We start from the raw sequence: 21,491 nt of genomic DNA on the forward strand, positions 1-21,491 counted from the left end.
TAAAGCATTGGTTAAGACAGAGCGGGGCCCGCATGTACGACCCGACCCGGCTGGCCGCCCTGGTGGCGGTCGCGGAGGCCGGTTCGATCACCCGGGCGGCGGAGCGGCTCGGCTACACCACGCCGGCGCTCTCCCAGCAGCTGGCCAAGCTGGAGCGCGAGACGGGCTGCGCTCTCCTGGTACGGCACCACCGGGGCGCGCGGCTGACGGGTGCCGGCGAGCTGCTGGTGATCCGGGCCCGGCGTGTACTGGACGAGCTAGATCGGGCCCGGCACGAACTGGCCCGGCTGACCGGGCTGACGGGCGGCACCCTGCGGCTGGCGACCTTCCAGACCGCGGGCATCCATCTGCTGCCCCCTGCGCTCAGCGCCTTTCGCCGGGCGCATCCGGACGTGGAGCTGACGGTCGCCGACTACGAGCCCTCGGCCGGTGTCGCCGCGGTGGCGGCGGGCGAGGTCGACCTGGCGCTCACCCACGCCTACGAGCCCGGGGAACCGATGCCGCTGCCCGCGTCCGTGGGCATCGAGCCGATCCTGGTCGAGGAACTGGTCCTGGTGTCCGCTCCGGGCCATGTCCTCACCAGTGGGGCGGCACGGCTTCCGCTGGCCGAGCTCGCCGGGCAGCCGCTGATCAGCATGGCGCCGGACGCTCCCGCCCGGCGCGGCGTGGAGGCGGCGCTGGCGGGGGCGGGGGCCACGCAGTCGGTTCTGGTCCCGACGCCGGGGTATCTGCTGGTGTGCGCGCTGGCCAGTGCGGGACTCGGGGTCGCGGTGGTGCCGGAGATGGTGGCGCGCACGTCGGTCACTCCGGTCGGGGTGCGCGCGCTGGAAGGCGGGCGGTTGCGCCGTACGGTCTCGGTCGCCTTCCGGAGCGAGGAGGCGGCGCCTGCCGCGGACGCCTTCCGGGCCCTGCTGCGCGGCACGTTCGGCCGGTCCTCCGGGCAGCTGCCGCAGGCCTGAGGGGCTACGGTTCCTGCGGTCCCGCGGCGCCGACCGGTGCGGCGGGCACCGTCCAGGGAAGTTCGATGGAGACGGTCTTGCCGCCCTCGCGGGTCGGGCGCACTCTCAGTTTGCCGCCGCACTCCGCGGTCAGCCAGCGGATGATCACCATGCCGCGTCCGTTGTCCTGCTGCACGGCGGCCGGTAGTCGCTTGGGGAAGCGCGGATGGCTGTCGGTGACGCCGATGCGCAGGTGTTCGTCACGGTCGAGTACGAGGTCCACCGTGAAGGTGGGTGACTGTCCGAGGGTGTGCTGTACGGCGTTGGTGGTGAGTTCGGAGACGATCAGGCGGATGGTGTCGGCCACTTCCGTGTCCGGTGGCAGCCCCCACTCCGCGAGGGTGGTGAGCACATAGGCCCGGGCCGCGCGCACCGAGGCGGCATCGCTCGGCAGAGTGACGGATGCTTCCAGGTGATCTGCCATGGCGACGTCGTCCCTTTCCCACGGGACCGGAGTCCGACACGGAGCGGATGGTTCGAGTACGGTCCCGGACTGGTGCTTCGTCGCCAGACTGCCATTACCGCGCCCGTCACGGGTGGCGATCCACCAAGATGTGCATATATCTGTCGCTCGAAGCGGTGAACTCTGCGACGGCAGACCGTATTTGGGCGGCCCGGTTGGAGTAAGGAGTTGCCCATGCAGCACGGTCCCGCGGTGCGCCGCCGAAAACTGGGCGCAGAACTGCGTGCGTTGCGCACCGGGGCGGCGCTCACCAGTGGTGAGGCGGCCCGGCTGGTGGGCTGGCACCAGTCCAAGGTGAGCCGGATCGAGACCGGCGCCAGCGGGGTGAAACCGGCCGATGTGCGGTTACTGCTCGACGTCTACGACGTACAGGACGCCCAACTGCGCGAGTTGCTGTTGGTGTTGGCGGGGTCCGACGACGGGGACGGCCGGCATCACTGGTGGCACGAGTACCGCGGAGTGCTGCCGCCGACGTACCGGGACTTCATCAGCCTGGAGTCCCAGGCGAGCGCGATGCGCACGCTGGAGACGTCGGTGGTGCCGGGGCTGTTGCAGACGCCCGAGTACGCCCGTGCGGTGACCCGGGCCGCGGTCGGCGGGCTCGGCCCGGACACCGACGACCGCCTCGACGCACTGGTCGCGGTGCGGCTGGCCAGGCAGGACGTGCTGCGCGCGGATCCTCCGCTGAGGCTGAGCGCGGTGCTCGACGAGGCGGTGCTGCGCCGGGAGATCGGCGGGCCCGAGGTGATGGCGCGGCAGCTGAGCCGGCTGGTGGAGGCGGCGCGGCTGCCCCAAGTCAGGCTCCAGGTCCTGCCGTTCAAGGCAGGTGAGCATATTGGCATCACCGGACCTTTCGTTATCTTCTCATTTTCGAGCACTTCTGATCTGGATGTGGTTGTTCTCGACCACTTGACGAGTAGCCTCTATCTCGAACGGAAAGAAGACCTCCAGGCCTACACGGAGGCCTTCAACGCCCTTCGGATCCACGCCCTTTCGCCCGAGGAATCGATGGATTACATCGCCGCGCTAGGTGGCGGCGCGTAAGGAGGCACCATGACCGCATTGCCTCGGAACATGCCCTCAAGTGCAGAACTGCCCGGTGTGCGATGGCTGCGCAGCAGCTACAGCACGGGCGCGAACAACTGCGTCGAGACGGCGCGGCCGCGCTTCGGTCCCTGGACCGGACTGCTCGCCGTGCGCGACTCCAAGGACCCTGCGGGACCCGCGCTGCTCTTCTCCCCCGAGAGCTGGGCGGGCTTCACGACCGCTTTCCAACCCTGACGGTCCCGATCACCCCTGATCGATTCTGATCGGTTTCGCCGGACGCGAGAGCAGGGCCGTGTCACGCCGACTCATGGTCGTGTCTCGCCGATCACTCGTACAGCGCGTTCGATCTGCTCCTCGGAGAGGTCCGCGCGGGCGGTCAGCCTCAGCCGTGAGATGCCGTCGGGGACGGAAGGAGGACGGAAACAGCCCACGGCGAGGCCTGCCGCCCGGCAGTCGGCCGCCCACTGCACGGCCCCCTCCGGGGAGGGCGCGCGCACGGAGACGACCGCCGCGTCCGGACGTACCGCTTCCAGACCCTCGGCGGTCAGACGTGCGTGGAGTTCGCGTGCCACCTCACGCGCCCGCGCCGCCCGCTCCGGCTCGCGGCGCAGCAGACCCAGCGCCGCCAAGGCCGCGCCCGCCGCCGCCGGGGCGAGTCCCGTGTCGAAGATGAAGGTCCGGGCCGAATTGACCAGGTGCTCGATCACCCGGGCGGGGCCGAGGACGGCGCCGCCCTGGCTGCCGAGCGACTTGGACAGCGTGACCGTCACGACGACGTCGTCGGCGCCCGCGAGCCCGGCCGCGTGCGGGGCGCCGCGGCCGCCGTCGCCGAGCACGCCGAGGCCGTGGGCGTCGTCGACGACCAGCCCCGCGCCGCGCTCCCGGCACGCCTCGGCGTACTCGGCCAGCGGGGCCGCGTCGCCGTCGACGGAGAAGACCGTGTCGGACACGACGACCGCCGTGCCCGCGTGCGTGTGCAGCGCCTTGCGCACCGACTCCGGATCGGAGTGCGGGACGACCTGGGTGGTGCCCCGGGCCAGTCGGCAGCCGTCGATCAGCGACGCATGGTTTCCGGCGTCGGAGACGATCAGCGACCCGTGCGGCGCCAGCGCGGTGACCGCGGCGAGGTTGGCCGCGTAGCCGGACGAGAAGACCAGGGCCGCCTCGAAGCCGCAGAAGTCGGCGAGCTCGCGTTCCAGCGCGGTGTGGAGCTCGGTGGTGCCGGTGACCAGGCGGGAGCCGGTCGCGCCGCCGCCCCACGCCCGCGCGGCCCGCGCGGCACCATCGGTGACCTCGGGGTGGCGGGCCAGGCCCAGGTAGTCGTTGCTCGCGAGGTCGAGAAGCGGCGATTCGGCGGGGCGGGGGCGCAGGGTCCGTACGAGTCCGGCGCGGCGGCGCAGCTCCGCCTGCTCGTCGATCCAGCCGAACGCCATGACTCCTCCGGGCTTTTGTAGGCAGTGGACAGACACTAGCCGCAGCGGCGGACCCCCACGGTGTGGCAATACCCACACATCCAATGGACAGGGTTGTGCGAACTCTCCTTGGCTCCGAGCCCCTCCGTACGTCAGGATCAGCTTCCATGGACCTGCTGAACACGCTGGTGGACAAGGGGCTTCGGCGCGAGCTGCCGACCCGCGAGGAAGCCTTGGCCGTCCTCGCCACTTCCGACGACGACCTGCTCGATGTGGTGGCCGCGGCCGGGAAGGTGCGCCGGCAGTGGTTCGGCCGACGGGTGAAACTCAACTATCTCGTCAACCTCAAGTCGGGCCTGTGTCCGGAGGACTGCAACTACTGTTCCCAGCGGCTCGGCTCGACCACCGGCATCCTCAAATACACCTGGCTCAAGCCGGACGAGGCCTCCCAGGCCGCGGCCGCCGGTTTGGCGGGAGGCGCCAAGCGGGTCTGCCTGGTGGCGTCCGGGCGCGGCCCGACCGACCGTGACGTGGACCGGGTCTCCAAGACCATCAAGGCGATCAAGGACGAGAACGAGGGCGTCGAGGTGTGCGCCTGCCTCGGCCTCCTCTCCGACGGCCAGGCCGAGCGGCTGCGCGAGGCGGGCGCGGACGCCTACAACCACAACCTCAACACCTCCGAGAGCACCTACGCGGACATCACGACCACGCACACCTACGCCGACCGCGTCGACACCGTGAACAAGGCGCACGCGGCGGGCCTCTCGGCCTGCTCGGGTCTGATCGCGGGCATGGGCGAGAGCGACGAGGACCTGGTCGACGTCGTCTACTCGCTGCGCGAGCTCGACCCGGACTCGGTTCCGGTCAACTTCCTGATCCCGGTCGAGGGCACCCCGCTCGCCAAGGAGTGGAACCTCACCCCGCAGCGGTGCCTGCGCATCCTGGCGATGGTGCGGTTCGTCTGCCCCGACGTCGAGGTCCGGATCGCCGGTGGCCGCGAGGTCCATCTGCGCACGATGCAGCCCCTCGCCCTGAACCTGGCCAACTCGATCTTCCTCGGCGACTACCTGACCACCGAGGGCCAGGCGGGCAAGGCCGACCTGGAGATGATCGCGGACGCCGGGTTCGAGGTGGAGGGCACCGACCAGGTGACGCTGCCGGAGCACCGGGCGACGGCCGGGGGCGGGTGCGGGTCGCACGAGAGCGCGGGTTGCGGATCGCACGAAGGTGCGGGGTGCGGATCGCACGAGAGCGCCGGGTGCGGGTCGCACGAGGGTGGCGGTGTGTGCGGTACGGCCGACCCCGCCGCGCCGGCCGGCGAGCCGCGCACCGACCTGGTCGCCGTACGCCGCCGGGGCGCCGGAACGGACCTCGCGCCCAATGCCTGACCTGAGCGTGCCCGAGCTGCTGGAGCTCGACCGGCGGCACGTGTGGCATCCGTACGGGCCCATGCCGGGCCTGGCGGAGCCGCTCGTGGTGGAGTCGGCGAGCGGGGTACGGCTGCGGCTCGCGGACGGGTCCGGCGAGCTGGTCGACGGTATGTCGTCCTGGTGGTCGGCCATCCACGGCTACAACCACCCGGTGCTCAACGAGGCAGCGCGCGAGCAGCTGGCGCGGATGAGCCATGTGATGTTCGGCGGGCTCACGCACGAACCCGCCGTACGGCTGGCGAAGCTCCTTGTCGACTTGTCGCCCGACGGTCTGGAGCATGTGTTCCTCGCCGACTCCGGGTCGGTGTCGGTCGAGGTCGCGGTCAAGATGTGCCTCCAGCACTGGCGTTCGCTGGGCCGCCCCGAGAAGCAGCGGCTGCTGACCTGGCGCGGCGGCTACCACGGCGACACCTGGCAGCCGATGTCGGTGTGCGATCCCGAGGGCGGGATGCACGGGCTGTGGACCGGGGTGCTCCAGCGCCAGGTGTTCGCGGACCCGCCGCCGGCCGAGTACGAGGAGTCGTACGCCGAGGGGCTGCGGTCCCTGATCGAGCGGCACGCGCACGAACTGGCGGCGGTGATCGTCGAGCCGGTGGTGCAGGGCGCGGGCGGGATGCGGTTCCACTCCCCCGCGTATCTGAGGGTGCTGCGCGAGGCCTGCGACGCGCACGACGTGCTGCTGGTGTTCGACGAGATCGCGACCGGGTTCGGACGCACGGGCGCGCTGTTCGCCGCGGAGCACGCCGCGGTGACGCCGGATGTGATGTGCGTGGGCAAGGCGCTGACCGGCGGCTATCTGACGATGGCCGCGACCTTGTGCACCGCTCGGGTGGCCGACGGCATCTCGCAGGGCGAGGTGCCGGTGCTCGCCCACGGCCCGACCTTCATGGGCAACCCGCTGGCGGCCGCCGTCGCCTGCGCCTCGATCGAGCTGCTGCTGGGTCAGGACTGGTTGGCCGAGGTCAAGCGGATCGAGGCAGGGTTGCGGGACGGGCTTGCCCCGGCGTCGGACCTTCCAGGCGTGCGCGACGTACGGGTCCTCGGCGCGATCGGGGTGGTCCAGCTGGACCACCCCGTGGACATGCGGGCGGCGACCGCGGCCGCCGTACGCGAGGGCGTGTGGCTGCGGCCGTTCCGCGACCTCATCTACACGATGCCGCCGTACATCACGGGCGACGCGGACGTGGCACGGATCGCCCGCGCGGTGTGCGCGGCGGCGCGGGAGGGCTGAGATGCCGGTACTGGTGATCACGGGCACGGGCACGGAGGTCGGCAAGACGGTCACGACCGCCGCGGTCGCCGCGACGGCGGTGGCGGCGGGCCGGTCGGTGGCCGTGCTGAAGGCCGCGCAGACGGGCGTACGGCCGGACGAGAGCGGGGACGCGCAGGAGGTCGCGCGGCTCGCGGGCGCGGTGACGACGGCCGAACTCGCCCGCTATCCCGACCCGTTGGCCCCGGCGACGGCGGCGCGGCGGGCCGGTCTGGCGCCGGTCCGTCCGCACGAGATCGCCGACGCCGCCGCCAAGCTGGCCACCGAGCACGACCTGGTGCTCGTGGAGGGGGCGGGCGGTCTGCTCGTCCGTTTCGACGAGACGGGCGGCACGCTGGCGGACGCGGCCGAGCTGATGGCGGCGCCCGTTCTGGTGGTGGCGACGGCGGGTCTCGGCACGCTGAACACGACGGAGCTGACGGCGCGTGAACTGCGCGGTCGGCGGCTGGACCTGCTGGGCGTGGTGATCGGCAGCTGGCCCGAGGCACCGGATCTGGCGTCGCGCTGCAATGTGGCGGACCTGCCGGAGGTCGCCGGGGCACCGCTGCTCGGTGCGGTTCCGGCGGGGGCCGGGGCGCTGGCGCCGGCCGGCTTCCGTGCCGCGGCGCCGGGTTGGCTTGCGCCGAGGCTGTTCGGGGCGTGGGACGCGGAGGGGTTCCGGGGGCGGGTGGCGCCCTGATCAGGGCGTGGGACGGGACCAGGCAGGGCTGCACGAGGTCTATCCGGCCGCGCCCCCGTCGCCTTCGGCGAGGAGCCGCACCAGTTCGATGCGGGAGCGGATCCCCAGGCGGGTGAAGACGCCTCGCAGGTGGTGGTCGATGGTGCGCGGGCTGAGGGCCAGGCGGACGGCGATCTCACGGTTGGTGGCACCGTCGGCGGCCATGCGGGCGACCAGGAGCTGCTGGGCCGTGAGGCGGCTCGTGGGGTGCTCCGCCGCGTCGGGGGCCGGTGAGGCGGGTGCACCGAGAGCGCGCAGCTCGGTGCGGGCCTGGGCCGCGCAGTGCGGGGCGCCGAACGAGTCGAAGGCCTCCAGGGCGCTGTGCAGACGGTCGCGTGCCTCCGTACGGCGGCGCAGTCGGCGCAGGGCGCTGCCGAACAGCAGCTCCGTGCGGGCGCGTTCGAAGTCGCGGGTGCCGTGGGAGTGCAGGTCGAGAGCGGTGCGGTAGTGCTCCACGGCCTCCGCGCCGGGGGCGAGCAGGGCACGGCAGCGGGCGCTGAGGGCCAGGTCGTCGGGGCTGCGCACGGCAGCCGCCCAGCGGTCGTAGTCGGCGTGCGCCACGCGGGCGACCCTGGTGTCACCGGTGCGGACGGCGGCCTCCACGTAGTGCGGGGTGGCCAGATGGCGAATGGCCCGGTGGCCGTGGCCGGGGCCGAATCCGGCGAGCGCGCGCAGCCGGGCCGCCGCGTCGGCGAAACGGCCGCAGACCAGGTCGAGGAAGGCGAGCGCCCACTGGGCGAGGGCGGCGGGCAGACCCAGGCCGTGGGCCAGGGCGTACGACCGTGCGGTCGCGGCGCGTTCGCGGCAGACATCGGCGTCCGCCGTGAGCGCCGCGAACATGGCGAGGGCTGCTTGCAGATGGCAGGCGCCGTTGTCCTGGCCCGTGGCATGGGCCTGCCACAGCGCGTCCATCGCGGCCGCCTCCCCGGCCCGGGGACGTCCTGTCCAGAAGTCGGCGTACGCGCGGAACTCCATCGCCTGCGGCACGCTCACCGGGGTGCCCCGCGCCCGTGCGGATGCCGCCGCGCGGACGGTGGCCGTGGCCGCGAGGGTGTGATCGCCGAGGAGCAGGGCGGCGATGGCGGCGTGGATCAGGACGGTGGGATCGCCGCCGGGACCGCATCGCCCGGCGGCCGCCTTCAGCAGTTCGCGCGCGTCCTCGTACCGTCCGTCGAAGGCGGCCACGAGCCCGCTCAAGGTGCCGGGCTGAGCCACTCCCAGCCGGTCGGCGACCCGAGCGGCTTCACGCAGGCGGCGGACGTCTCCCGTGTAGACGGCGGCTTCGGTGGCGCGGGCGAGGAGGTGGGTGGCCACGTCGGAGGTGACGGACGCAGACCATGACGGGCGCGAGGCTCGCGTATCCGTATCCGTATCCACGTCTGTGTCAGTGTTCGCGCCCTCGGCACGGGCACCCGCACCGGCCGCCACTGTCCGCACCGTCGCCGTCACCAACGCGTCGAACGCCTCCGTGGCGTTCCCGGCCCGCAGGGCCAGCACCCCGCTCAACGCGTCGTCGGCCACATCCTCCGCCAGCCTCCGCGCCCGATCCCCCTCACCCGACCGCCAGGCGTACGCAGCGGCACGGATCACCAGGCGCGCCCGCCCGGACGGGTCGGGGCACAGCAGGGCGGCCCGTTCCGCCAGAGCCCGTGCCACCGACAGCCGTCCCGCGCCGGCCGCCTTCCCCGCGGCGGCGCCGAGTTCCGCGGCCAGCCGCCCGCTGGGGCCGACCGCCCCCGCGCCCCGGTGCCAGGAGCGCCACGGCGTCTCGCCCTTGCCGCTCAGCACCCGGGCCAGCAGACGGTGGACGTCGCGGCGGTCGGCCGGTGATCCGGTCTCATAGGCGGCGATCCGCGTCCACGCGTCGCGGAACACGACCCCGCCCGCCCCGGCATGCGCGACCCCGGCCGCCTCTGCTGCGTCCAGGGACCGGGTGTCGAGACGGGCGGCCATGACGGCGCGCAGGAAGGCGCCGGTGGGGACCGGGTACTGGTCGGCCGCGGCAAGGAGCAGAAGCAGGCGGGTGTCGTCCGGCAACGCCCGTATCTCCGCCCGGCGTTCGCGCAGCAGGGCCGGGGCCAGCTCGGCCGGCTGGATGGGGAGGGGGTCGGCGCCCGACGCCTGGCGGTCGGTGAGGTGCGGGACCAGGTCGGCGGCGGCGCGCGGATCGCCGTACACGGCACGCAGCACCCGTACGCGGACGCCTTCGGGAAGGGTGGAGGCCAGCTGGGACCACGCGTCCTGGGGCGGCGGTGGCGAAGTGCGGTCAAGAGGTGGGGGGTTCACCGGAGTCACCACACAAATGACGTTACTGGCGGGTTATTTGAATCGTAAAGACCGGCGATTTCACCGATGCGGCGCGCGTAGACCCGGCTCGACACTCCTGACAACCCCACACGTTTCAGGAGGCATCATGCAGCGCCCCTCGCGTCGCATCGCCACGGCCGTCTCGGCGGTGGCGACCTCGCTCCTTCTGTCACTGTCCCTCTCCCCCACACCCGCGCACGCCGCGAGCCACGACCCCGTCGTCTTCGTGCACGGCCTCAGCAGCTCGGCGAGCAGCTGGGACGACTGGATCGGCTACTTCGAGGCCGACGGCTACAGCTCCGCGGAACTGGACGCCTGGTCGTACGACTGGACCCGGTCGAACGCCACGACCGCCCAGCAGCTCGCGACCGAGATCAGAAACGTGCTCGCCCGGACCGGCGCATCCAAGGTCGACTTGGTCGTCCACTCCATGGGCGCGCTCAACTCCCGCTACTACCTCAAGAACCTCGGCGGGACCGCGTACGTGGACGACTTCGTCTCGACGGCCGGCGTCAATCACGGCACCTCCACCGCCTCGTGGTGCGCGTGGCTGTACACCTCCTACGCGGAGATGAACACGGGCAGCTCGTTCCTGTCCACCCTGAACTCCGGCGACGAGACCCCGGGCAGCGTGTCGTACGCCAGCTACTGGTCGAACTGCGACGACGCGCTCACGCCCGACACCACGGCCATCCTGAGCGGCGCGACGAACGTCGAGGTCGGCTGTGTCTCGCACACCGACATGAACAACGATCACGGCGTGTACCAGCAGGTCCGGGACTTCATCGGCTGATCCGGGCCGGAAAACGACCGGCACAGCGACAGCGGGGGTGCTTCGGCGCCCCGAGGGGGACAATCAGGGTGAGTCCTGTCCTGCCCGGGAGGTCCCCATGGCCCTGCGGTCCGCCGACTCCGGCAAGGTGTCACGGGATGCCGTGCACCACCCGCTGTTCGCCCGTTTCTACGCACGGATCAGCGTCAACGCCGAGACCAAGATGGGCATGGCCGGCGTCCGTGACCGGCTGCTGGCCGGGCTGTCCGGCCGGGTGATCGAGATCGGCGCCGGCAACGGCCTGAACTTCGCCCACTATCCGAGCGCGGTCTCGGAGATCGTCGCCATCGAACCGGAGCGCCTGCTGCGGCAGTTGGCGGTGGAGTCCGCGCGGCGCGCCGAGGTGCCCGTGGACGTGGTGCCGGGTGCGGCGGAGGCGCTGCCGGTCAAGAGCGAGGCCTTCGACGCGGTGGTGCTGTCGCTGGTGATGTGCAGCGTGCGGGACGTGCCCCGGGCGCTCGCCGAGGTACGGCGGGTGCTGCGGCCCGGCGGGGTCGTGCGGTTCTTCGAGCACGGCCGGGGCGGCGGGCAGGCCATGCTCCTCACTCAGCGCGCGCTGGACCGCACGGTGTGGCCGCTGGTGAGCGGCGGCTGCCATGTCTCCCGGGACCCGCTCGGGTCGCTGCGCGCGGCGGGCTTCGAGCTCGGCCCCGTCCGGCGGGTGATGATGCCGGAGAACGGTCCGGTGCTGCCCTCGTCGTACTGCGTGCTGGGTACGGCGTGGCGGCCACCGGTCAGCGAGCGGCCACCGGCACCGGCCGGCGAGTAGTCACGGCGCCGGCCGGCGAGTGGTCACCGGCACCGGCCCGCGCTCACAGGCTCCACTGCCGCAGTTCCCGCGCGATGTCGGACACCGTGGCCTCGCCGCTCTTGACCAGCCGGGCCAGGTCACGCACCTGCTCGGGCGAGGTGACGACCTTCAGGCCACTGGCGACGAGGTAGGCGTAGGCGACCGCGGAGGCGAACAGGGCGTTGGAGCGCTCCAACGCGGGGACGTGGACGAGCAGTTGGAGCAGGGCGGCGGCTCGGGCCTGCGGGCTGTCGTAGACGGGGACGTCGAATATCTCGGCTTCGTGGCGTGCGACGGCGGCGACGAGGGCTCCCCAGTCGGTGACCTGGGGGTCCCCCGGCGTCCTCTTCTCGGCGAGCATCAGCAGCCAGGCGAGGTCGATGTTCAGATAGCTCAACGGATCAGTGGCGACCTTCGCGCGTGCCCTCACGGTCGGCGCCGAACTCCTCGACGAACACCGACTCGTACTGCTTCATGAAATCGGCCGCGGCCTCCACGAACGTATGGCCGACCTCGCCGGTGTCCTGTTGGACCAGTTCCTCGATGTAGCGGTTGACGCTCATGCCTCGGGCCAGGGCGCGCTCACGGGCGGCTCGGGCCGTGCCCTCGTCCACTCTCACGTTCAGCTGGGTCTTCGCCATACCTCAAAGCTAGCGCGGGAGTGCTAGCACCGGCAAGGGTGCCGCCCCAGGCGCCGAGGATGCCCCTTACATCGATATCGGGGGCCCGACCTGGGATGGAGACCGACCGGGACCTTGGGGGGATACAGCTGTGCGGTGGATCACATTACTCTCGGCGGGGACGAGAGTCGTCACGTCCGTGAGGAGGCGGTCTTGTCCGCAGCAGCTGCCCAGTACGTCCCGGGACCGGCCTCGGGGGACGGGATCGCGGCCCGCGCCAGAGGGCTGACCAAGGCCTACGGCTCGGGAGAGACGACGGTGCTGGCCCTCGACTCGGTGGACGTGGACATCGCGCGCGGCCGCTTCACGGCGGTCATGGGACCGTCGGGCTCGGGGAAGTCCACCCTGATGCACTGCCTGGCCGGCCTCGACAACGTCTCGGCGGGACAGGTGTGGCTGGGCGACACCGAGATCACCGGCCTGAAGGACCGCGAGCTGACCCGGCTGCGGCGGGACCGGATCGGCTTCATGTTCCAGTCGTTCAACCTCATCCCGACCCTGAACGCGGCCGAGAACATCACCCTGCCCATGGACATCGCCGGCAAGAAGCCCGACGAGAAGTGGCTGGACCAGGTCATCGACACGCTGGGGCTGCGGGACCGGCTCAAGCACCGGCCGTCGCAGCTGTCCGGCGGCCAGCAGCAGCGCGTCGCCTGCGCCCGTGCGCTGGCCTCCCGGCCGGAGCTGATCTTCGCGGACGAACCGACCGGCAACCTCGACTCCCGGGCGGGCCTGGAGGTGCTCGGCTTCCTGCGCGAGGCCGTCGACCAGCTGGGGCAGACCGTGGTCATGGTCACCCACGACCCGGGCGCGGCCGCCCACTCCGACCTGGTGCTCTTCCTGGGCGACGGGCGGATCGTGGACGAGATGGAACGGCCGACCGCTGAGGCCGTGCTGGAACGGCTGCGCCTCTTTGCCGGGGGCGGCCCGGTCGGGTCGTCCGAGGAGAGCTGACCGACGTGCTGAAGGCGACGCTGCGCAGCTTTCTCGCCCACAAGGGGCGGCTGCTGCTGTCCGCCCTGGCGGTGATCCTCTCCGTGGCGTTCGTCGCGGGCAGCCTGATCTTCTCGGACACCGTCAGCCGCACCTTCGACCGGCTCTTCGCGTCGACGGCCGCCGACGTCACCGTCACCCCCAAGGAGACCCTCGACGAGACGATCCCGTCGGGACAGACCCTGACCCTGCCGGCCTCGCTCGCCGACCGGCTGGCCCGGGTCGACGGCGTCGCGGCGGCCCGCGCGGACGTGGACGTGGAGGGCATCACGGTCGTCGGCAAGGACCGCGAGTCGGTGGGCCCGACCACGGGTGCCCCCACGATCGGCACCGCCTGGAACCCGACCGAGCGCAGCCCCGTGGAGCTCACCTCCGGCCACGCCCCGGAAGGCGGCGGCCAGGCCATGATCGACGCGGACACCGCCGACGACAAGGACGTCCGGATCGGCGACCGCCTCACCGTGATCGGCCAGGAGGGTTCCTTCCGGGTCGAGGTCGTCGGCATCGTCACCTTCACCACCACCAACCCCGGCGCCGCACTGGTCTTCTTCGACACCCCGACCGCACAGACGAAGCTGCTCGGCCAGCCGAAGGGCGCCACCAGCATCTCCCTGGACGCGGCCGAGGGCGTGAGCGACCCGGTGCTCAAGCAGCGCGTGGCCGACGCGCTCGGCGGCGACAGCGACACCTACGAGCTGCGCACCGCGGACGAGCAGGCCGAGTCGGACGTCGAACAGCTGGGCGGATTCCTCGACATCATCAAGTACGTGATGCTCGGCTTCGCCGGGGTCGCGGTCCTCGTCGGTGTGTTCCTGATCGTCAACACCTTCTCGATGCTGATCGCCCAGCGCACCCGCGAGCTGGGCCTGCTGCGGGCGCTCGGCGCGGACCGGCGCCAGGTGCGGCGCTCGGTGCTCACCGAGGCGCTGCTGCTCGGCCTGGTCGGCTCGACGGCGGGCCTCGCGGCCGGGATCGGGCTGGCCGTCGGACTCATCGAGCTGATGGGTCTGCTGGGCATGAACATCAGGACGGACGAGATGGTCGTCGGCTGGGGCACGCCGGTGACCGCTTACGTCGTCGGTCTGGGCGTCACCTTCGTCGCGGCGTACCTCCCGGCCAGGCGGGCGGCGGGCGTCTCACCGATGGCGGCCCTCGCGGACGCCGAGATCGCCGAGATCGGGCGGCCGCTGCGGATGCGCGCCGTGGTGGGCTCGGTGGTCGGGGCGGCCGGTGCGGCGGCGCTCGTGGGCTGTGCGGTGGCGTCGAAGACCTCCTCGGCGGCGTCCCTGCTGGGCCTCGGCGTACTGCTGACCCTCATCGCGACCGTGATCGCGGGACCGCTGCTGGTACGCCCGGTGATCCGGGTGCTCGGCGGGGCCTTCCCGGCGCTGTTCGGCTCGATCGGCCGGATGAGCCAGCGCAACGCCCTGCGCAATCCGCGCCGCACCGGAGCCACCGCGGCCGCGCTGATGGTGGGCCTCGCGCTGGTCGGCGGGATGTCGGTGGCCAGCGCCTCGATGACCAAGTCCTTCGACCAGCAGATCGACAAGACGCTGGGCGCCGACTTCGTGGTGCAGAACGGCAACTTCGTCCCCTTCCCACGAGAGATCACCGAACGGATCCGCGACACCGAGGGCGCGGGGCTCGTCGTACGCTCGCAGTTCACGACGATCGCGGTACGGCTCCCGGACGGCGACCGTGTGAAGACGACCGCGGCGGGCTACGAGCCCGAGCTCGACCAGGTCGCCAACATCACCTACGCCCAGGGCGACAGCAGGGCCGCGCTGGCGGACGGCCGCCTCGCCATGGACAAGGACTTCGCCGAGGACCACGGCGTACGCGTCGGCAGCACCGTCCCCGTCGAGTTCCAGGGCGGCCGGCGGGCCGAGCTGACGGTGGGCGCACTCACCGACCAGGAGTCCGCCGACGGATTCGGCGCCCAGGGCGGCATCTACTTCGGCCTCGCCACCCTGGAGAAGTACGCGCCGGGCGGGCAGGACGCGGCCGTGTACGTCAATGCCGCCTCCGGCACGAGCGCGGACGACCTGCGGGCCGGGCTGGAGAAGACGCTCGACCCGTATCCGCAGGTACAGGTCCGCGACATCGCCGACTACAAGGACCTGGTGCACGACCAGATCGCCGTACTGCTCTACCTCGTGTACGCGCTGCTCGGGCTCGCGATCATCATCGCGGTGCTCGGCGTGGTCAACACCCTCGCGCTGTCGGTAGTGGAGCGTACGCGGGAGATCGGGCTGCTGCGGGCCATCGGGCTGGCGCGGCGGCAGCTGCGCCGGATGATCCGGCTGGAGTCGGTGGTGATCGCCGTGTTCGGTGCCGTCCTGGGCCTGGCGCTGGGGCTGGTGTGGGGTGTGTGCACCCAGCAGGTGCTCGCGCTGCAGGGCATGACGGCGCTGGCGATTCCCTGGGGCACGATCGTGGCGGTGGTGATCGGCTCTGCGGTCGTGGGTGTCGTGGCGGCGCTGCTGCCGGCGTTGCGTGCATCGCGCATGAATGTGCTGGCGGCCATCGCGCACGAGTGATGGAATCGCGGCAGGCACTCAAGTCCCGTGCAGGCGAGGAGAGTTCATGTCGCACCCGGTGAGCCCGTGTCCGTTCCGCTTCGGCGTCAATCTGCTGACCTCCGCCCCGGCCGACGACTGGCGGGCCAAGTGCCTCCGGGCCGAGGAGCTCGGCTACGACGTCATCCTGGTCCCCGACCACCTGGGCATGCCCGCTCCGTTCCCGGCCCTGGTCGCGGCGGCCGAGGCGACCGAGCGGCCCCGCCTGGGCACGTTCGTGCTCAACGCGGGCCTGTGGAACCCGGCGCTGCTCGCCCGGGAGGTGGCGACCACCGACGCGCTGACGGGCGGACGCCTCGAACTCGGGCTGGGCGCGGGCTACGTACAGGCGGAGCACGACTCGGCGGGGCTGCCCTTCGGCACTCCCGGCGAGCGCGTGGACCATCTGCGGCACACGGTCGAGGAGCTCGGGCGGCTGCTGGGGTCCGAGTCGTATCAGCCGCAGCCGGTGCAGAAGCCGCGGGTGCCGCTGCTGGTCGGCGGCAACGGCGACCGGGTCCTGCGCCTGACCGCCGAGCACGCCGACATCGCGGCGTTCGGGGGCGCCTACCCGGACCCGGAGAGCTCGACCGGGCGGCTGATCCCCGTCACGGCCGAGCGGCTCGACGAGCGGGTGGCCCGGTACCGCGAGTTCGCGGCGGGCCGCGCCGAACCGGCGGAGCTCAATCTGCTCCTCCAGATGGTGACCGTGACGGACGACCGCGAGGCCGTGGTCCAGCCCCTCCTCGACCGCGTGCCGGAGCTGACCCGGGAGCAGGCGCTGGCCCTGCCCATCCTCCTGATCGGCACCCTGGAGCAGATCACGGCGCAGGTGCTGGCCCAGCGCGAGCGGTACGGGTTCTCGTATCTGACCGTCCTGGAGCCGTACATGGAGGCGTTCGCGCCGGTGATCGAGGAGTTGCGCGGCAAGTAGCCGTCCGGATGGCGGAATTCGGCGTCCCGTTCCGCCGTCCGTGATGGGATCACGGCATGACTGATCTGCGGATACGGGCCGCGACGGCCGACGACCTCGACGCCGTCCTGGCCTTCTGGAAGACGGCCGCCGAAGGCACCAGCATCAGCGACGACCGGGACGGCGTGGAGCGGCTGGTCGCCCGTGACCCCGAGGCGCTGATCCTGGCCGAGCTGGACGGCGAGCTGGTGGGCACGGTGATCGCGGGCTTCGACGGCTGGCGGTGTCATCTGTACCGGCTGGCCGTGCACCCGCAGCGCCGCCGCCTGGGCATCGGCTCGGCGCTCCTGGTCGCCGCCGAGGAGAGGTTCGTCACGCTCGGCGGGCGCCGGGGCGACGCGATGGTGCTCCGGCGCAACGAGACCGCGCATCATGCCTGGCGCGCGGCCGGGTACACGCCCGAGGAACACTGGCGGCGATGGGTGAAGCCCCTCACGGACTGAACCGACCGAACCGCTTTGCCGATCCTTTACGATTGGGGGACCACTTCGGTCCTCCAGTGAAAGGTGTGAGCGTCCGCCCATGGGCGAGCCTCCCAGTACCAGACATCGCGCGAACCTCCCCACCCTGTCCGACCATGGGACGGAGGTGACCCGATGACCGAAGTGATCCTCCTGCTGGTGGCGATCCTGCTGTCGCTCGCCTGCGGTGCCTTCGTCGCGGCCGAGTTCTCGCTGACCACGGTCGAGCGCAGCGAGCTGGAGCGGGCCGTGGAGCGCGGCGAGCGGGGTGCCTCCGGCGCCCTCAAGGCCGTACGGAGTCTGACGTTCCAGCTCTCCGGCGCTCAGCTCGGCATCACTGTCACCAACCTGGTCGTCGGCATGCTCGCCGAGCCCTCCATCGCCACGCTCCTCGCGGGCCCGCTGGAGTCGATCGGCGTCTCCCGCTCGACGGCGAGCTCGATCGCGCTGGTGATCGGCACCGCGCTGTCGACCTTCGTGCTGATGGTCGTCGGCGAGCTGGTTCCCAAGAACTGGGCGATCTCCTCGCCCCTGGCCGTGGCCAAGCGGGTCGGGAACGCGCAACGCTGGTTCAGCGCGGTCTTCCGCCCCTTCATCACCCATCTCAACAACACGGCGAACCGCATCGTGCGCCGCTTCGGTGTGGAGCCGACCGAGGAGCTCGCCGCCGCGCGCGGCCCCCAGGAGCTGGCCGCCCTCGCCCGGCACTCCGCCCGGGAGGGCGCCCTGGAGGCGGACACCGCCGAGCTGTTCGTCCGCACCCTGAACCTGGCCGACCTCACCGCCGAGAACGTGATGACCCCGCGGGTCCAGGTCGTCGCCCTCGATGCCCAGGCGACCTGCGCGGACGTGGCGAACGCCACCCGCGCGACCGGCCTGTCCCGGTTCCCCGTCTACCGCGGCAGCCTCGACGCGGTCGTCGGCACCGCGCACATCAAGGACGTCCTCGCGGTGCCCGCCGAGCGGCGGCCCCGCGTCCCCGTCTCGGAGCTGATGCGCGAGCCGCTCCTGGTCCCCGAGACGCTCACCGTCGACCGGCTCCTCGACCGGCTGTCCGGCAAGCGCACCATGGCCGTGATCATCGACGAGTACGGCGGTACGGCGGGCGTGGCCACGCTGGAGGACATCGTCGAGGAGGTCGTCGGCGAGGTACGCGACGAGCATGACCCGCACGAGACGCCCGACATCGCCCCCGCGGGCAGCGACGACGAGGGCCGGGCGCTGTACTCGGCCGACGGTTCGGCGCGGGTGGACCACCTCGCGCGCGTCGGCCTGAGGGTGCCGGAAGGGCCGTACGAGACCCTGGCCGGGCTCGTCGCCGCACAGCTCGGCCGCATTCCCTCCGTCGGTGACCGCGTCGAGGTCGCCGGCTGGCGGCTCGACGTGGTGGACGCCTCGGGGCGCAGAGCCGCGCGGGTGCTGCTGCACTCACCCCTCGACGACGCGCCGGAGCACGAGAAGGAGGACGGGCGATGACCGCCGTACAGCTGTTCATCGGCTTTCTGACGCTGGTCGTCAACGCCTTCTTCGTGGGCGCCGAGTTCGCGCTGATCTCCGTGCGCCGCTCCCAGATCGAGCCGTACGCCGACGAGGGCGACCGGCGCGCCAAGAGCGTGCTGTGGGGCTTGCAGCACGTGTCCGCGCTGATGGCGGCCGCACAGCTCGGGATCACGCTGTGCACGCTGGTGCTCGGTGTGGTCGCCGAGCCGGCCATCGAGCATCTGCTGGAGCCGGTGTTCCACGCGGTGGGTGTGCCGGAGGGCGCCGGGCGCGCGGTCTCGTTCGTGATCGCGCTGGCGCTGGCCACCTATCTGCACATGCTGCTCGGCGAGATGGTGCCGAAGAACATCGCGCTGGCCGAGCCGGTGCGCAGTGCCCTGGTGCTCGGTCCGCCGCTGGTCACGCTGTCCCGGGCACTGCGGCCGGTGATCTTCACGATCAACGCCTTCGCCAACACCCTGCTGAAGCTGCTGCGCGTCGAGACCAAGGACGAGGTCACCGCGACCTTCTCGGACGCCGAACTGGCCAGGCTGGTGCGGGACTCCGGCGAGGCCGGTCTCATCGACGAGCGTGCGCGGGAGCGGCTGCACGACGCCCTGGAACTGGGGCGCCGACCCGTGCGTGACGTGGTGCTTCCGCTGGAGCGCGTCGTCTACGCCCGCGTGGGCGTCACACCGGAGGAGCTGGAGCGGCTGTCGGCCGAGTCGGGCTTCTCCCGCTTCCCGGTCGTCGACGAGGGCCGTCACATCGTCGGCTATCTGCATGTGAAGGACGCGCTGGACGCCTCTGCGCCGGACATCCCGTTCGAGGTCACGGACATGCGGCCCATCGCGCGCGTCCGGGAGAGCACACCGCTGGACGACGTGCTCACGGCGATGCGGGGCAGCCGTACGCATCTCGCTGCCGCGCTGGGCAGCGACGGGCGGCTGGCCGGCCTGGTGACCATGGAGGACGTGCTGCGGGAACTGTTCGGGCAGCGGACCTGACGGCCGGGCCGAGAAGGTACCCCCGGGCCGACCGACCGACGGGTATGGAGCCCGGGATACCATTCCTGTCGCCATGCAGACGAACCCCACACACAGCAGCCTGGTCGCGGTCGGTGACTCCTTCACCGAGGGCATGTCGGACCTTCTCCCGGACGGCTCCTACCGCGGCTGGGCCGACCTCCTCGCCGGGCGGATGGCCGCCCGCGCACCCGGTTTCCGGTACGCCAACCTCGCGGTGCGCGGCAAGCTGATCGGACAGATCGTCGCGGAACAAGTCGACGTGGCGGCCGCGATGAACGCGGATGTGATCACGCTCGTCGGCGGGCTCAACGACACACTGCGGCCCAAGTGCGACATGGGGCGGGTGCGCGGTCTGCTGGAGGAGGCGGTGGAGAAGCTCGCCCCGTCCTGCCGGCAGCTGGTGCTGATGCGCAGCCCGGGGCGGCAGGGGCCGGTCCTGGAGCGGTTCCGGCCGCGCATGGAGGAGCTGTTCGCCTGCGTCGACGAGCTCGCCGAGCGGCACGGAGCGATCGTCGTCGACCTGTACGGGGCTCCGTCGCTCGCCGACCCCCGCATGTGGGACGTGGACCGGCTGCATCTGACGGGCGAGGGGCATCGCCGGGTCGCGGAGGCGGTGTGGCAGACGCTCGGCTACGACGCCGAGGACGCCGAGTGGCATACGCCGATGGCGGCCACCTTGCCGCCGGGGTGGGTCACCCGGCGGGTCACGGACGTGCGGTTCGCGCGGCAGTATCTGCTGCCGTGGATAGGCCGGCGGCTGACGGGGCGGTCGTCCGGGGACGGACTGCCGGCGAAGCGGCCGGAACTCCTGCCGTTCGAGGGCCCGGCGGCGTAGACCCACTCGGCCCGACAGACAGGGGTGACGGGCGAGCGACGCCTTTCCCACCGTGCGTGCGGCGGCATCTCTCGCCCGTCGCCGGGTCGTCCCCGGCATGCGCCGCGCTAGCGGCGTGACGCGGCCCGGCTTCGCCGGTACAGGACGGTTCCGGCGATCAGCAGCGCCCCACTGGCGGCGATGCCTCCGATGACGCTCTCGGCGCCGGTGTCGGGCATGTGGGGTCGGTCCGGCTTCCCGGGAGGCGTGGGGGTGGGCGAGTCGCACCCGTAGCCGTCGTCATAGCCGCAGCCGTGATCGTGCCCGTAGCCGTCGTCGTTCGGCTTGTCGGAACCGTAGCCGTGGTCGCTCGGCTCTTCGTGGCCGTAGCCATAGCCGTGGTCACGCGGCTTCTCGTCACCGTAGCCGTGGTCGCTGGGCTTCTCGGAGCCGTAGCCATAGCCATACCCGTGGTCACTGGGCTTCTCAGTGCCGTAGCCGTGGTCGCTGGGCTCCTCGGAGCCGTACCCGTAGCCGTCGTCGCTCGGCTTGTCCTTGCCGTAGCCGTCGTCGCTCGGCTTGTCCTTGCCGTAGCCGTCGTCGCTCGGCTTCTCCTTGCCGTAGCCGTCGTCATTCGGCTTCTCGTAGCCGTAGCCCTCGGCGCTGGGCGACTCGTCGCCGTAACTGCCATATCCCGAGGTGGTGTCCCCGGAGGCGGGCCGCGGCAGATCCAGTTTGTCGAGTCTGTCATTCACCTCCTGGACCCTCTCCCGCGCCTTGTCGACCCTTTCGTGCATGTTGCCGATTTTCTCGTCCAGCTGGTCCAGCCCGTCCGAGTCCAAGGGATCCGTACGGCCCGACAGCGCGGCGGCGGAGTTCACCACGGCCCCCTGCGTACGTGGGGCCGAGGACGCGCTTGTGCCGTACAGGGACAGGGCGCTCGTCGCGGCGGCGGCCACGATCAATCCCCTGGTAAGAGCCTGTTTCATGCTCGTTTTCTTTCTCTCATCGGAATGGGGAGGCCGACGTCGGTCATTGACGCGATCTTGTCGATTGCCGGAATTCGTGAGGTTGTCGCAGGAGTCGTGATGCCGCACGTTCAAACTCGCCACGACTTGCAGACTATGAACGAAATGTGAAGGCCCTCGGAAACCAGGACGCGTCGACAGTCTGGGAATTCACCCGATCGCCCGCGGACCCGGCCGGCACTCCTGACCTGGGGCACTCCGCATGGCATG

21 protein-coding genes are annotated in these 21,491 nt (G+C 71.7%); 15 read left to right on the plus strand and 6 right to left on the minus strand.

Annotated elements, in window-relative coordinates; all coding sequences use genetic code 11:
* The first annotated feature begins 32 nt into the window (after positions 1-32).
* Positions 33-959, plus strand: a complete 927-nt coding sequence (locus tag ACFQ6S_RS36860; protein WP_383419421.1) for a LysR family transcriptional regulator — start codon at positions 33-35, stop codon at positions 957-959.
* A 4-nt stretch (positions 960-963) separates the two neighbouring features.
* Here ACFQ6S_RS36860 and ACFQ6S_RS36865 read toward each other — a convergent pair whose 3' ends face one another.
* Entirely contained in the window at positions 964-1,422 is a 459-nt protein-coding gene (locus ACFQ6S_RS36865; RefSeq protein ID WP_383419423.1) for an ATP-binding protein, read from the minus strand.
* 213 nt (positions 1,423-1,635) lie between these two features.
* On the opposite strand from ACFQ6S_RS36865, the gene ACFQ6S_RS36870 reads away from it, so the two are divergent.
* Positions 1,636-2,505: a helix-turn-helix domain-containing protein gene (locus tag ACFQ6S_RS36870; RefSeq protein ID WP_383419424.1), complete on the plus strand. Its 870-nt coding sequence runs from the start codon at positions 1,636-1,638 to the stop codon at positions 2,503-2,505.
* A gap of 9 nt (positions 2,506-2,514) precedes the next feature.
* Entirely contained in the window at positions 2,515-2,742 is a 228-nt protein-coding gene (locus ACFQ6S_RS36875) for a DUF397 domain-containing protein (protein ID WP_383419425.1), read from the plus strand.
* Between the two features lie 71 nt (positions 2,743-2,813).
* On the opposite strand, the gene ACFQ6S_RS36880 is transcribed toward ACFQ6S_RS36875, so the two are convergent.
* Positions 2,814-3,941, minus strand: coding sequence for an 8-amino-7-oxononanoate synthase (locus ACFQ6S_RS36880; protein ID WP_383419426.1), 1,128 nt, complete (start codon positions 3,939-3,941; stop codon positions 2,814-2,816).
* A gap of 146 nt (positions 3,942-4,087) precedes the next feature.
* Here ACFQ6S_RS36880 and bioB point away from each other — a divergent pair, with 146 nt between their 5' ends.
* Genes bioB through bioD form a run of 3 tightly spaced genes read left to right on the plus strand, consistent with a single transcriptional unit; the run spans position 4,088 to position 7,299 of the window.
* A complete protein-coding gene (gene bioB, locus ACFQ6S_RS36885) occupies positions 4,088-5,308 on the plus strand; it encodes a biotin synthase BioB (RefSeq protein WP_383419428.1) in 1,221 nt (406 codons plus the stop codon).
* The gene (locus ACFQ6S_RS36890; protein ID WP_383419430.1) at positions 5,301-6,581 is read left to right on the plus strand and encodes an adenosylmethionine--8-amino-7-oxononanoate transaminase; all 1,281 of its coding nucleotides are present in this window, start codon (positions 5,301-5,303) and stop codon (positions 6,579-6,581) included. Before bioB ends, ACFQ6S_RS36890 begins: the two co-directional genes overlap by 8 nt.
* Position 6,582: 1 nt before the next feature.
* Positions 6,583-7,299, plus strand: coding sequence for a dethiobiotin synthase (bioD, locus tag ACFQ6S_RS36895; RefSeq protein WP_383419432.1), 717 nt, complete (start codon positions 6,583-6,585; stop codon positions 7,297-7,299).
* A 39-nt stretch (positions 7,300-7,338) separates the two neighbouring features.
* Here the strand turns inward: bioD and ACFQ6S_RS36900 are convergent, their stop codons facing one another.
* The gene (locus ACFQ6S_RS36900) at positions 7,339-9,636 is read right to left on the minus strand and encodes a LuxR C-terminal-related transcriptional regulator (RefSeq protein WP_383419434.1); all 2,298 of its coding nucleotides are present in this window, start codon (positions 9,634-9,636) and stop codon (positions 7,339-7,341) included.
* Positions 9,637-9,751: 115 nt separating this feature from the next.
* On the opposite strand from ACFQ6S_RS36900, the gene ACFQ6S_RS36905 reads away from it, so the two are divergent.
* Together ACFQ6S_RS36905 and ACFQ6S_RS36910 are read left to right on the plus strand one after the other, a co-directional pair.
* Complete coding sequence (locus tag ACFQ6S_RS36905; protein ID WP_383419436.1) at positions 9,752-10,438, plus strand: esterase/lipase family protein; 687 nt, start codon at positions 9,752-9,754, stop codon at positions 10,436-10,438.
* Between the two features lie 97 nt (positions 10,439-10,535).
* Positions 10,536-11,246, plus strand: a complete 711-nt coding sequence (locus ACFQ6S_RS36910; RefSeq protein ID WP_383419438.1) for a class I SAM-dependent methyltransferase — start codon at positions 10,536-10,538, stop codon at positions 11,244-11,246.
* 43 nt (positions 11,247-11,289) lie between these two features.
* Here ACFQ6S_RS36910 and ACFQ6S_RS36915 read toward each other — a convergent pair whose 3' ends face one another.
* Complete coding sequence (locus ACFQ6S_RS36915; protein WP_383419734.1) at positions 11,290-11,664, minus strand: fic family toxin-antitoxin system, toxin component; 375 nt, start codon at positions 11,662-11,664, stop codon at positions 11,290-11,292.
* A gap of 4 nt (positions 11,665-11,668) precedes the next feature.
* Positions 11,669-11,908 carry a toxin-antitoxin system HicB family antitoxin gene (locus tag ACFQ6S_RS36920; RefSeq protein ID WP_383419440.1) on the minus strand — a complete coding sequence of 80 codons (240 nt, stop codon included), beginning with the start codon at positions 11,906-11,908 and terminating at the stop codon, positions 11,669-11,671.
* 192 nt (positions 11,909-12,100) lie between these two features.
* Between ACFQ6S_RS36920 and ACFQ6S_RS36925 the strand changes: the two genes are divergently transcribed.
* The 7 genes from ACFQ6S_RS36925 (at position 12,101) to ACFQ6S_RS36955 (ending at position 20,274) form a co-directional block, all read left to right on the plus strand.
* Positions 12,101-12,901 (plus strand): ABC transporter ATP-binding protein, encoded by an 801-nt coding sequence (locus ACFQ6S_RS36925; protein WP_383419442.1) that lies wholly within the window; start codon positions 12,101-12,103, stop codon positions 12,899-12,901.
* Between the two features lie 5 nt (positions 12,902-12,906).
* Positions 12,907-15,480, plus strand: coding sequence for an ABC transporter permease (locus ACFQ6S_RS36930; RefSeq protein WP_383419444.1), 2,574 nt, complete (start codon positions 12,907-12,909; stop codon positions 15,478-15,480).
* Positions 15,481-15,526: 46 nt separating this feature from the next.
* Positions 15,527-16,432 carry an LLM class F420-dependent oxidoreductase gene (locus tag ACFQ6S_RS36935; RefSeq protein WP_383419446.1) on the plus strand — a complete coding sequence of 302 codons (906 nt, stop codon included), beginning with the start codon at positions 15,527-15,529 and terminating at the stop codon, positions 16,430-16,432.
* Between the two features lie 56 nt (positions 16,433-16,488).
* On the plus strand, positions 16,489-16,914 hold the full coding sequence (locus ACFQ6S_RS36940; RefSeq protein ID WP_383419448.1) for a GNAT family N-acetyltransferase: 426 nt from the start codon (positions 16,489-16,491) through the stop codon (positions 16,912-16,914).
* Between the two features lie 153 nt (positions 16,915-17,067).
* Positions 17,068-18,408, plus strand: coding sequence for a hemolysin family protein (locus tag ACFQ6S_RS36945; protein ID WP_383419450.1), 1,341 nt, complete (start codon positions 17,068-17,070; stop codon positions 18,406-18,408).
* Positions 18,405-19,418 (plus strand): hemolysin family protein, encoded by a 1,014-nt coding sequence (locus ACFQ6S_RS36950; RefSeq protein WP_383419452.1) that lies wholly within the window; start codon positions 18,405-18,407, stop codon positions 19,416-19,418. The genes ACFQ6S_RS36945 and ACFQ6S_RS36950 overlap by 4 nt, the downstream gene beginning before the upstream one ends.
* Before the next feature lie 73 nt (positions 19,419-19,491).
* Positions 19,492-20,274 (plus strand): SGNH/GDSL hydrolase family protein, encoded by a 783-nt coding sequence (locus ACFQ6S_RS36955; protein WP_383419454.1) that lies wholly within the window; start codon positions 19,492-19,494, stop codon positions 20,272-20,274.
* Between the two features lie 107 nt (positions 20,275-20,381).
* On the opposite strand, the gene ACFQ6S_RS36960 is transcribed toward ACFQ6S_RS36955, so the two are convergent.
* A complete protein-coding gene (locus tag ACFQ6S_RS36960; RefSeq protein ID WP_383419456.1) occupies positions 20,382-21,242 on the minus strand; it encodes a hypothetical protein in 861 nt (286 codons plus the stop codon).
* Between the last annotated feature and the right edge of the window lie 249 nt (positions 21,243-21,491).

The sequence above is a fragment of the Streptomyces sp. NPDC056479 genome (assembly GCF_042795335.1).
Classification (GTDB): Bacteria; Actinomycetota; Actinomycetes; order Streptomycetales; family Streptomycetaceae; genus Streptomyces.

Excerpts from the sequence above, each read along its gene's own strand:
- ACFQ6S_RS36860 (WP_383419421.1), top strand. The coding sequence starts at position 33 with ATGTACGACCCGACCCGGCTGGCCGCCCTGGTGGCGGTCGCGGAGGCC.
- ACFQ6S_RS36865 (WP_383419423.1), bottom strand. The coding sequence starts at position 1,422 with ATGGCAGATCACCTGGAAGCATCCGTCACTCTGCCGAGCGATGCCGCC.
- ACFQ6S_RS36870 (WP_383419424.1), top strand. The coding sequence starts at position 1,636 with ATGCAGCACGGTCCCGCGGTGCGCCGCCGAAAACTGGGCGCAGAACTG.
- ACFQ6S_RS36875 (WP_383419425.1), top strand. The coding sequence starts at position 2,515 with ATGACCGCATTGCCTCGGAACATGCCCTCAAGTGCAGAACTGCCCGGT.
- ACFQ6S_RS36880 (WP_383419426.1), bottom strand. The coding sequence starts at position 3,941 with ATGGCGTTCGGCTGGATCGACGAGCAGGCGGAGCTGCGCCGCCGCGCC.
- bioB (WP_383419428.1), top strand. The coding sequence starts at position 4,088 with ATGGACCTGCTGAACACGCTGGTGGACAAGGGGCTTCGGCGCGAGCTG.
- ACFQ6S_RS36890 (WP_383419430.1), top strand. The coding sequence starts at position 5,301 with ATGCCTGACCTGAGCGTGCCCGAGCTGCTGGAGCTCGACCGGCGGCAC.
- bioD (WP_383419432.1), top strand. The coding sequence starts at position 6,583 with ATGCCGGTACTGGTGATCACGGGCACGGGCACGGAGGTCGGCAAGACG.
- ACFQ6S_RS36905 (WP_383419436.1), top strand. The coding sequence starts at position 9,752 with ATGCAGCGCCCCTCGCGTCGCATCGCCACGGCCGTCTCGGCGGTGGCG.
- ACFQ6S_RS36910 (WP_383419438.1), top strand. The coding sequence starts at position 10,536 with ATGGCCCTGCGGTCCGCCGACTCCGGCAAGGTGTCACGGGATGCCGTG.
- ACFQ6S_RS36920 (WP_383419440.1), bottom strand. The coding sequence starts at position 11,908 with ATGGCGAAGACCCAGCTGAACGTGAGAGTGGACGAGGGCACGGCCCGA.
- ACFQ6S_RS36935 (WP_383419446.1), top strand. The coding sequence starts at position 15,527 with ATGTCGCACCCGGTGAGCCCGTGTCCGTTCCGCTTCGGCGTCAATCTG.
- ACFQ6S_RS36940 (WP_383419448.1), top strand. The coding sequence starts at position 16,489 with ATGACTGATCTGCGGATACGGGCCGCGACGGCCGACGACCTCGACGCC.
- ACFQ6S_RS36945 (WP_383419450.1), top strand. The coding sequence starts at position 17,068 with ATGACCGAAGTGATCCTCCTGCTGGTGGCGATCCTGCTGTCGCTCGCC.
- ACFQ6S_RS36950 (WP_383419452.1), top strand. The coding sequence starts at position 18,405 with ATGACCGCCGTACAGCTGTTCATCGGCTTTCTGACGCTGGTCGTCAAC.
- ACFQ6S_RS36955 (WP_383419454.1), top strand. The coding sequence starts at position 19,492 with ATGCAGACGAACCCCACACACAGCAGCCTGGTCGCGGTCGGTGACTCC.
- ACFQ6S_RS36960 (WP_383419456.1), bottom strand. The coding sequence starts at position 21,242 with ATGAAACAGGCTCTTACCAGGGGATTGATCGTGGCCGCCGCCGCGACG.